The 11,034-nt window shown below is 36.5% G+C and carries 8 protein-coding genes; 7 read left to right on the top strand and 1 reads right to left on the bottom strand.

The genetic code is table 11. The annotated features are described in order from the left end of the window. The first annotated feature begins 75 nt into the window (after window positions 1-75). The 4 genes from KO527_RS25390 to KO527_RS25405 all read left to right on the top strand — a co-directional run bounded on the left by KO527_RS25390 (window position 76) and on the right by KO527_RS25405 (window position 6,564). Window positions 76-2,871, top strand: coding sequence for a TonB-dependent receptor (locus KO527_RS25390; RefSeq protein WP_216043038.1), 2,796 nt, complete (start codon window positions 76-78; stop codon window positions 2,869-2,871). 132 nt (window positions 2,872-3,003) lie between these two features. Then, entirely contained in the window at window positions 3,004-4,329 is a 1,326-nt protein-coding gene (locus tag KO527_RS25395) for a DUF5690 family protein (protein ID WP_216043039.1), read from the top strand. 28 nt (window positions 4,330-4,357) lie between these two features. Further along, window positions 4,358-5,170 carry a phosphonoacetaldehyde hydrolase gene (gene phnX / locus KO527_RS25400; RefSeq protein WP_216043040.1) on the top strand — a complete coding sequence of 271 codons (813 nt, stop codon included), beginning with the start codon at window positions 4,358-4,360 and terminating at the stop codon, window positions 5,168-5,170. Next, window positions 5,170-6,564 (top strand): FAD-dependent oxidoreductase, encoded by a 1,395-nt coding sequence (locus KO527_RS25405; protein ID WP_216043041.1) that lies wholly within the window; start codon window positions 5,170-5,172, stop codon window positions 6,562-6,564. Before phnX ends, KO527_RS25405 begins: the two co-directional genes overlap by 1 nt. Before the next feature lie 67 nt (window positions 6,565-6,631). On the opposite strand, the gene KO527_RS25410 is transcribed toward KO527_RS25405, so the two are convergent. After that, the gene (locus KO527_RS25410) at window positions 6,632-7,591 is read right to left on the bottom strand and encodes an integron integrase (protein WP_216043042.1); all 960 of its coding nucleotides are present in this window, start codon (window positions 7,589-7,591) and stop codon (window positions 6,632-6,634) included. Between the two features lie 847 nt (window positions 7,592-8,438). On the opposite strand from KO527_RS25410, the gene KO527_RS25415 reads away from it, so the two are divergent. The 3 genes from KO527_RS25415 (at window position 8,439) to KO527_RS25425 (ending at window position 11,018) form a co-directional block, all read left to right on the top strand. Then, window positions 8,439-10,043 carry a funZ protein gene (locus KO527_RS25415; protein ID WP_252734120.1) on the top strand — a complete coding sequence of 535 codons (1,605 nt, stop codon included), beginning with the start codon at window positions 8,439-8,441 and terminating at the stop codon, window positions 10,041-10,043. Between the two features lie 122 nt (window positions 10,044-10,165). Then, the gene (locus tag KO527_RS25420) at window positions 10,166-10,543 is read left to right on the top strand and encodes a hypothetical protein (protein ID WP_216043043.1); all 378 of its coding nucleotides are present in this window, start codon (window positions 10,166-10,168) and stop codon (window positions 10,541-10,543) included. A 121-nt stretch (window positions 10,544-10,664) separates the two neighbouring features. Further along, on the top strand, window positions 10,665-11,018 hold the full coding sequence (locus KO527_RS25425; protein ID WP_216043044.1) for a 2OG-Fe(II) oxygenase: 354 nt from the start codon (window positions 10,665-10,667) through the stop codon (window positions 11,016-11,018). The last annotated feature ends 16 nt before the right edge of the window (window positions 11,019-11,034 follow it).

Genomic DNA, 11,034 nt, shown 5'->3' on the forward strand with positions numbered 1-11,034 from the left:
GTTCACATTCTATCATTTTTTGCATTAAGTTTGGACTAGACCAGAAAGTGAAAATAATTTTGAGGGATTAGTAACATGAGAAAACTAAACGCAATAGCAGCTGCCGTGATCTTGCTTTCAAGCCAGAGCGTGTTGGCACAAAATAGCCGGTTAGAAGGCGTGATCAAAGATGCAAACGCAAATTTATCTGGTGCACAAATACATGTTTTAGGTTCTAGGTTTATAACAACAACTGATTATCAAGGGCGCTTTGAATTAAATCAATTACCTTTGGGTAAACATCAAATAGAAATTAGCTATTTAGGATATCAGTCGAAAATCATTAATGTAGAAATGACACAAGATGGCATCAAAAACCTAGGTACTGTTACACTGAATGATCAATATATTGAAATTGAAGAAGTGGTTGCTTTAGGGCAAATCCAGCGTGGTGAAATGGCTGCAGCAAATAGCCAAAAACACGCTAATCGTATTATCAATGTTATTTCAGCTGATGGAATTGGTAAATTGCCTGACCGAAACGCAGCTGAAGCTGTTCAACGTATTCCGGGTATTTCAATTGAACGTGACCAAGGAGAAGGTCGTTTTGTCGCTGTTCGCGGATTACCTTCTCAATGGAGTTCAGCGAGTATTAATGGTGATAGATTACCTACCGCGGAAGAAGAAACAACCAGCCGTGCAACGGCATTCGATTTTTTCCCAAGTGAATTAATTGAATTTGTTGAAGTGTCTAAAGCAATTACGCCAGACATGGAAGGCGATGCAATTGGCGGAAATGTTAACTTTATTACAAAAAAAGCACCTGATGCACAAATGCTCAAAGTGAGTGTTGCTGGTGGTAAGAATCAATTAGCTGAGGGTGGGAATTACTCAGCTAATGTTTTGTACGGTGATAGAAGTGAAAATGATAAATTGGGTTATTTGATCAATGCAACTGCTTGGAAACGCGATTGGGCTACCGATAATTATGAACCGCGCCGTGGTAACGATGGTTTGGGGATCCGTAGGTTAGAGCTTAGAGACTATACGGGCACGCGAGAAACCTACGGCTTAAATGGCTCAATGGAGTATAAGTTAGAGCAAGGAAAAATCAGTGCTAGTGCTATGTACGGCACCTTAATTGACGATGAAACGCATTATAAACACCGTATGCGATTTGATAAAGATCGTGTAGAAGTTCAGCATATTCGTAACGAATTAATCACTGAAATGACTGGCTTTGAGCTACAAGGTGAGCATTACTTTGGTTTTGATACCACTTTTGATTGGAAATTATCGAGTTATGAAAATGAATTTCGCTATGGCAATACGCCAAATGCTGACGATAATAGTTACTTTGTTGTTAGGTTCGATCAAAAAAATGTCGGTTATCAAGGGCTAGAAGATCGTGGTACAGGTAAAAACTATGCGTATAACACTGTAGATGGTGGTTCAGATCCTTGGAATAATATTAGTAATCATTTACCAAATGGCTTTAGCATGGATCCGAGTCAAACTAAGTTGGCATGGGTCGAATTATATAAAATTGATGTAAATGAAAAAGATAAAATTGTCGCACAAGCAAACTTATCATATCAATTAAATGAATCATTAGAGTTAAAGTTTGGTGCAAAATTTAGAGATAAAGCGCGTGTTGCCAGCTATGCTGATGAATTTTATGCTTGGGACGAAAGTAAAGGCATTACCCCAACACTTGCAGATTTTAATCTAAGTGATCAGCCAGGACGAAATGACTATTTAAATGAGCTTAATAGCGATTACCACAATCAGTTTTCACAAGTTGCCAGTACCGATGACTTAGCTGACTTTTGGAATAATAATAAGCAAAACTTTATTTTAGATAAATCTGAGTCAGCGCTAATTGAAAACGGCGGGGCGCTTGGACGTAATTTTGATGTTGATGAAACCCATGCTTCTCTTTACGCTATGGCGACCTATCAATATGCTGATAATTGGGAAATTTTATCCGGTTTACGATTAACGCAAACGGATACTAAAGTGAGTGGTTATACCTATTTAGCTGATGAAGATACTGTGGTAGAAAATAATCAAAGTAATGATTATTTATCAGTGTTGCCAGCATTACATGTTAAGTATACCAGTGATGATTATACCAACTATCGTTTAGCGCTTACACGAAGCTTTGCCCGACCAGACTTTGGTGCATTATCACCTGGCGCAACCTATTCAGAAGCTGACAACCAACTTAAGTCGGGCAACCCTACATTAGATCCTACTTATTCTAATAATTTAGATTTAATGGTTGAGCATTTCTTTGATGGCGTAGGCGTTTTGTCTGCGGGTGTATTTTATAAAGACATTCAGGATCCTATCTTTCAAGCATCAAGTATAGGTAACTATAAATCTCAGCAAGGGGTTAATATTGTTCGCCCTGAAAATGGCGATAGTGCTTGGTTAGGTGGAATGGAAATGACATTTAATCGTGATTTAGGCTTTTTAGCAAATGAGCTCTCGTCTTTTGGCATTATGGCGAATGTGACTTTAATGGACTCAGAAATGTCGATACCAGATCGCGAAGAAAAAGTGAGCATTCCTCGTCAAGCAGATAACCTTTATAACTTTACTGTTTATTTTGATAATAATGACTTTACTGCGCGATTAGCAATTAATCATAAAGGTCAATATATTCAAGAGCATGGCTCTGATAATCAGTCAGATAGTTTTTATGGCGATAACACCAGTGTTGATTTCAGCGCGTCATACTTCTTAAGCGAAAATGCCATGGTATTTTTAGAACTTAATAACCTCACTAACGAACCTTTGAAATATTACTTAGGTAATGAAGATCGACCATTACAAGTTGAGTATTACGGTGTGCGCGGCATGTTGGGTGTGACATATTCATTTTAAATAAAAACGATGACACACAACGCTTTATTAATGGCGTTGTGTGTTTATGATTTTATCTAACCGTTACTGAATTTAAGCGATTGTTTTAATGGCATGTTTAATCAAATAGTAAAGGGTTAATGAGGCAAAAGTATGAATAAAATATCTCCCAAATGGCTACATCAAGCCCAAGGATTTGGCTTTGTATTGTTCGCAGGCGTAAGTGCTTTTATGACTTATTTCAGCATGTATGCATTTCGAAAACCTTTTACGGCATCAACATATGACAGCATTATAGGTTTTGAGTCGGTAGTCACTTACAAAGTCGCTTTAATTTTGGCACAAGTTTTAGGTTATTTATTAGCAAAATTTATTGGTATAAAAGTGATAGCAGAAATGCAGCATAAAAACCGTGGTAAAGCGATTTTAGCCATGATTTTAGCTGCAGAACTCGCTTTAGTATTATTTGCCATCACGCCCGTTGATTTTAATATTATATGGTTATTTTTTAATGGCTTAGCACTTGGCATGGTGTGGGGAGTGGTGTTTAGCTTTTTAGAGGGGCGCCGCACAACTGAAATGCTGGGCGCCGTTTTAAGTCTCACTTTTATTCTTGCTCCGGGTGTTGTTCGAACAGTAGGTAAATGGTTGTTAGAGTCTGTTGGCATTTTAGAGCTTTGGATGCCTGCAGCAACAGGTGCACTGTTTTTACCATTATTAATGTTAAGTGTGTGGTGTTTATGTTTATTGCCTAAGCCTAATAGTGCCGATGAAAAAGCAAGGCAACATAGAGCGCCAATGAATGGCCAACAAAGGTGGGCTTTCTTTAAAAAATATGCATTTGGGATCTGTTGCTTAATATTGAGTTTTTTACTTTTTACCGGTTTGCGTGATTTTAGAGATAATTTTTCGGCTGAGATTTGGCATGCACTCGGTTATGGGCAAGAGCCTGCAATATTTGCATACGCAGGGATCAGAATCGCATTTATCGTGCTGATTGCCTTAGGCGCTATGGTTTTAATACGAAATAATAAAACTGCGTTTTATAGTAATCATGGTTTTATTTTATTTGGCATTGCTTTGTTGTTTGGCACCACAGTCGCTTTTGAAGCGCAATTAATTGAAGCCAAAACATGGATGGTTTGGTTAGGGGCGGGTTTATATATAGCTTACATACCCTACAACTGCTTTTTATTTGACCGGATGATTTCTGCTGTTGGGGCGACAGCAAATGCCGGTTTCTTGCTCTATTTAGCTGATTCAGCTGGGTATATTGGCAGCGTTGGTATTTTGTTATATCGCACATTTGCCACTCCCGACATCAGTTGGCTAAATTTCTTTATTCATACCATTTACGCAGTAGCAGTGATAGCAGCCATATTAGTGTTCAGCTCTGGCATTTATTTTCACCGCATACTCGTACAAAAAAATATTACTCACTTGAATAATACTAAGCAAAGATCTTTATCAGTTGCTTAGAGATTAATTTTTATATTTAGGAATACAAATGAACAATAAAGTAAAAGCACTTATTTTAGACTGGGCTGGTACTGTGGTCGATCATGGCTCAGTGGCACCAACAACCATTTTTGTTGAAGCATTTAAACAGGCTTTTAATTTTGATATCTCCTTAACAGAGGCACGTGTACCAATGGGCATGGGGAAATGGGATCATATCAAAACGTTAGGTGAATTACCTGAAATAGATAAACGTTGGCAGTTACAGTTTGGTCAAGCTATGCAAGCAAATGATGTTGATCATATCTATGAAACTTTTATGCCTTTGCAGAAGCAAAAAGTAGCAGATCATGCAGCGCCAATTAAAGGTGTGCTACCTGTAATAACACAACTACAACAACAAGGTATTAAAATAGGCAGTTGTTCAGGCTATCCAAAGCAAGTTATGGATATTTTAAAAGTGGCTGCAGCAGAGTATGGTTATAAACCAGATGCTTGTGTTGCCAGTGATGAATTAGCTGCAGGCTCAAGACCTGGCCCATGGATGGCATTAGAAAATGTGAATCAGTTAGCAATTAATAATGTTGCACATTGTGTAAAAGTTGATGATTCTGCACCCGGTATTGCTGAAGGTTTAAATGCTGGTATGTGGACTGTAGGTGTGGCGCTTAGCGGCAATGCGGTTGGCTTAACAGAGCAAGAATGGCAAACGTGTGATGCACAAAGCCTAAAGAGTTTAACTGCAAAAGCTTATCAAGAACTCAGCAATGCAGGCGCACATTTTGTAATAGACTCTTTAGTAGACATTTCGCCAATTTTAAATGAAATTAATGCAAGATTAGCGCGAGGAGAGCGTCCATAATGCGCTTTGTGCCTTTTTGGTTCGATCAAGCAATTTCAACTGCAGATATTTCATCTGCAGTTGAACTTAAAAGTAATATCACAGCGGATATTTGTATTATTGGTGGTGGATTTACCGGGCTTTGGAGTGCAATACAACTCAAGTTACAAGAGCCAGATAAACACGTTGTTGTGATTGATAAAGGGTTATGTGGGCAAGGTGCATCAGGTCGAAATGGCGGCGCCATGCTAACTTGGTCTACTAAATTTTTAAGCTTAGCTAATTTATATGGTACACAAAACGCGATTAAACTAGTAAAGCAATCTGAGCAAGCTGTTTATGATATTCAAACATTTTGTAATACCCATAAAATCTCATGTGAACTTAGGGTTGATGGCGCATATTATACTGCATCAAATAAGGCACAAATCAATGCTTTGTCACCCGTTATCTCACAGTTAGATAAACACAATATTAATCAGTGGCACGCTATTCATAAAAATGCAATACATGAGAAAACGGGTTCTAAAGAAAATTTACAAGCCAACTATTCACAAGCTGCAGGTAGTATTCAGCCCGCTAAATTGGTGAGAGGTTTAAAAAGTGTTGCACAAAAACTAGATGTTAAAGTTTACGAAAATACGGAAATGACCAGTTTGGTAGCGGGTGAACCTGCTACCATTAATGTGCCCAATGGCCGAGTGCTAGCTAATAAAGTTATTGTTGCCGTAAATGCTTGGTTACCTAAATTATTTGAGCAGTTTAGTAACAAAGTTGTTTTAGTGTCTTCTGACATGATTATCACTAAACCTATGCCGCAAATATTAAATAAACTCGGATTAAATCACGGTGCGCCCGTCATTGATTCTCGCATTTTTGTAAATTATTATCGTACAACTGAAGACGGCCGCTTAATGTTAGGTAAGGGCGGTAATTACTTTAGTTACAATAATATTGTTAGAAATAAATTTGATCAACACAGTGCTTATAAAACGATATTAAACCAATCTTTAGCACACTTTTTTAAAGATCATAATTTTGAAATAGAGCGTACTTGGACTGGACCATCAGATCGAAGCGTAACAGGATTTCCATTTTTTGGTCATATGCCAAATTCGCAAAATATATTTTATGGAGCAGGTTACTCAGGCAATGGTATAGTGCAATCTTACTTAGGTGGTAAAATACTCGCATCACTTGCTTTGGGTAAAACTGATCAATGGTCACATCATCCTATGGTTGATAACCAATTAGCATCTTTTCCACCTGAGCCATTTAGAACTCCGGGCGCTTTTATTGTGCGAAACGGGATCCGTAGAAAAGAAAGTGCTGAAGATAAAGGGCACTCAGTGAGTCGTTTTGATAACTGGTTAGCCAAATTCTCAGGCTCAGCGGCTAAAGTTGATTTGAGTTGATATGATAGCTTTTATTTAAGCTTAAGCTAAGCATTAAAAAGTGTGCACAACAACTACACAATGCAAGTTAGTATCGATCAATTGGGCTGATAGTATGGCTGAACCTTTCACCTATAACATGGGTGTAGATTTCAGTAGTTTTAAGGTCTGTATGCCCTAAAAGTTCTTGAACTGTGCGAATGTCGCACCCATTTTTCAGTAATTGTGTTGCAAATGTATGTCTAAAAGTATGTGCTTTAACTTGCTTATTTATATGGCTTTGTATTACAGCTTTTCTCAATTGCTTTCGAAATGCAGAGCTATGTAAATGATGGCGGCAGATATATCCATCATATGGGTGAGTACACCGAGTTGTAGATGGAAAAAGATATTGCCATGCTACATCTTTTACTGCATTACCGTATTTTTTTATTAAAGCAGGAGGTAAAGACGTTAAACCATACCCTTCTTTTACATCCTGATTATGGATGAATTTTACTTGCTTGATTTGTTCTTCAATAGCAGGTTTGATTGATTTAGGCAATAAAGTGTATCTATCTTTGCATCCTTTTCCTCTAAAAACAAATAATGTGTTGTCAGTTAAATTTATATCTTTAATTCTTAATTGTAATGCTTCATTTATTCTTAAACCACACCCATATAAAATAGATGCAATTAGCCAGTGTTTAGCATGCAAATGATTGATTATTTTTATAGCTTCTTCATGCGTTAGCACTGTAGGCATTGTTTTTTCTCTTTTTGTAAATGAATAACTTAATCCATGAATATCTTTTTTAATGATATAGCGATACAAAAATATAATCGCACATAAAGCCTGATTTTGTGTTGCAGCGCTCACTTGACGATTTACAGCTAAATGATTTAAAAAACGCTCAATTTCAAAATTCCCCATATCTTTTGGATGTTTCTTTTCATTAAAAAGAATAAATCCTTTAATCCAAATTAAATAGACTTTTTCAGTTCTTAAACTATATCTTCTCGTTCTTAATTCAGTACGAACTGATTCTAAAAAAGGGGAGCGTGACATAAAATATTCACTTTATATTAACTGTATTTATATACAGGTATAAGTGAGTGTAGTGATTTAATCAAGCATATGGCACGTTATGTAATTTTATGATGGCACTATTTTTAAACTGTAAATTTTCAAGCGACTGTTTTATTGATATTTTTTATTTTAAGGAGCTATATAATGAACCCTAACGAGGCATAAATATGTGATGGCTCACTTTTATATTACAGAATTACATTTGATAGCGGATAAAAGAGGTGGTAACCTATTAATATTATTGTAAAATTATAAAATAATAGTGTCGTAAAAGATTTGTTTCAATTCTAGATAACCTGAAATGCGCACTAATAAGCTGTTAGCTCTCTTGAGGGATTATGAGAAACCGAATACCGTATGTGATCATATCAATAATAATTTTTTGTAAAATTTTTGTGTGGTGGTTGCTCTTTTGGGGAACTGATTACTCCAAAGTAGAACCAACTTTAATGGGCGTCTTTGAGCCTGTGCATCAATTCAGTTATTCAATCTTGAGCTCATTTTTGATTGTAGGTATTTTGTTCAAGTCTAGGTTCGCGTTGATAGCTATGTTTGCTGCCTTTCTAGTTAACCTAGGTATTTTTGTGTTTCGTGGCAGCACCGTATATCAATCAATTTTAGATCCAGTATTATTACTAGTGCTTTGTTTAATTTTGTTTTATCGCAAACCTAATTCATGGTTCGGTGTACGCGAGAGCTAACAAGGCAATAAAGCAGGACTAAAAACAGTTTGCTGTTTTCGTTCCTCAACATTTTAGCAAACAATTTTTAGCCTCTTATTGAGGCGTTATGTTCATCCGTACCGCCCATACACGGGAGTTTCGAAATGAGAAAAGGAGATAATATGTACCTTCCTATTAAGGATCTAAATCTAGGCTTTAACGATGCCATCAATTATCGTCGTCGTGAAAATAAAAATGCATTTAGTCAGTTGTTTATTAAAAACGATAAACTTGATGATTTGATGAAATTGTCAAGTTACTTTCTTATGGGTGATAAGGGTACAGGGAAAACTGCCTACGCAGTATGGTTGAGCAATAACGAGTATAAAAATACTCGTTCGACATTGAATTATATAGGTGAAACCGAGTACCAGAAATTTGTTACGCTAAAAAAAGAAAAGAACCTAAATTTATCCGACTATACAAATATTTGGAAAGTAATTATTCTCCTTTTGGTTTCTAAACATTTGTATGAAACGGAAGGAAAAGAAAGCTTACTTAATAAATATATTAAATTTAGAGCGGTAAATAGTGCAATTGACGATTATTACGAAGGTGCGTTTTCCCCTGAAATAATGAATGCAATTGAGTTTGTTCACGACTCTTCATTATCAGCTAGCTTACTAAACGAATATGCAAATGTTGAAGGACTCATCAAACGCAAGAAGACATTTAGTGAAGCGAAATACCAAACTAACCTTTTATATATTCAACAGAAATTCGAAGATGCATTAAAATCTCTCAAACTCAATAAAAATCATACAGTTTTTATTGATGGCATAGATTTAAGACCTACAGGTATCGATTATGCAGACTACCTTGAATGTGTCAAAGGCCTAGCGAATGCAGTATGGCAAATTAATAATGATTTATTCTCTACTATTAATGACTCCAAGGGCCGTCTAAAAGCTACCATTTTACTTCGACCTGATATCTTCAATGCTATTGGTTTACAGAATGCAAACAATCGAATTCGAGATAATGCTGTATTGCTAGATTGGCGTATACCATACAATAGGTTTGAGCAATCCGAGCTTTACAGGATACCCAATAGACTACTTTCGATTGGTCAAAATAAAGAGTTAGATAAAGAATCGTTTTGGGATCATTACTTTCCTTATAAAGTAAGTGTGCAAGGGAAAGAAGAGCATTCGTTCATTTCATTCTTAAGGTTCTCTTACTTTAGACCTCGGGATATTGTTACTATGCTTAATATTTTGAAAGAATTACACCAAGAAAGTGGAACAAAGAGAAACTATTTCATCGAAGATGATTTTAGAGATCCCCATTTTAGGCGTAGGTATTCAGAATATTTACTGGGTGAGGCTAAAGACCACTTGTCATTCTATTATTCAGACGCAGATTATGAGTGGTTTTTAAAGTTTTTTGAATTCTTGCGTGGCGATTATAAATTTTCTTTTTCAGAATACTCGATATTTTATAACAAATACTTAGAGTTTATTGATGAGCATACTGATACCCGTCCTGCGTTCTTGAGTGGTGAGGTTGATTTCCTACAATTCTTATATGAACTTAACATTATCTCGTGTATTGAAGAAGCAGAGGATGGTAAAAAATTCTTCTTCTGGTGCTTCAAAGATCGTAATGTGTCAAATATTAACCCTAGAGTGAAAACTAATTGTCGTTACGAGATCTTTTATGGTTTAGGTAAGGCATTAAATATGGGTAAGCAATTTATCGAGTCATGAACATAACAAGCGCATCAAATCTGACTCCGCAAACTGTCCGATTTTTTGCTAATAAACAAAGGGCGCAAAAAAGCGTCCAACTTGCTTCGCAGTTTATGCGGGCGTTATATGCCTAGGAAAGTATGAAGTTATATCGAACTATAGATGAGGTTGAAATTTCTGGCTCCATTAATGAGTTAGCAAAAATCCATCAGTCACTTATAAGCGCTTCGGAGAATTATAATGAAACGTTTATCTTTGATACTTCTGGTTCTTCAAAACCTTATGATTTTCTCGAGGGAAAGCTAACTATTTCAATTAGCTTTAAACCTGCTTGTGCTTCATTCAATGAGAAAACAGGTTTAGTTATTACTGGTAATGTAGCTAGTCTTAAAGCCCTTGGTTCATTTTTCGACTTTGAATCCGATGCTAAAGCCGGTGAACATTATCATTGGGATAATGCATGTGATCCTGAGTATACGTCTGAAGACACGTTGCCTATTGTTGTATCAGTGGTGTAATCGGCATATAACAAGCATTTAAAGCGGGACTGCTAACAGTTTGCTCGGTTTCGCTTCGCTACACATTTTAGCAAACAATTATCAGCCCCTTAAATGGGCGTTAGGTGTTTCGAGAGTCCGCATGTCTTTTCTGAGTAAACTATTTCGTTGGGAACGAGGCAGGCAAAAGTCGGGGTACGATAAAATGCTACTTTGTGGAGCAACTTGGCCTGTAAAATTCGATACTTATCTGCTCAAATTTCCTGAAGGGAGTGAAATAGCACCACATACGGATAAAGTTGTATCAGGTAAACATTATCGATTAAATATCGTAATCAAAAGTGCAGATAAGGGCGGTGAGTTTATTTGCACGAATCCAATTTACGAAACAAAGCGGATTAAATTATTTCGCCCAGATGTAAGCGAACATCAAGTTTCAAAAGTTGTAAAAGGTAATAGGTATTTACTTAGCATTGGTTGGGTAAAAAACACCTAACACATATGAGCCTTAA

Source organism: Pseudoalteromonas sp. C2R02 (assembly GCF_018860845.1).
Lineage (GTDB): Bacteria > Pseudomonadota > Gammaproteobacteria > Enterobacterales > Alteromonadaceae > Pseudoalteromonas.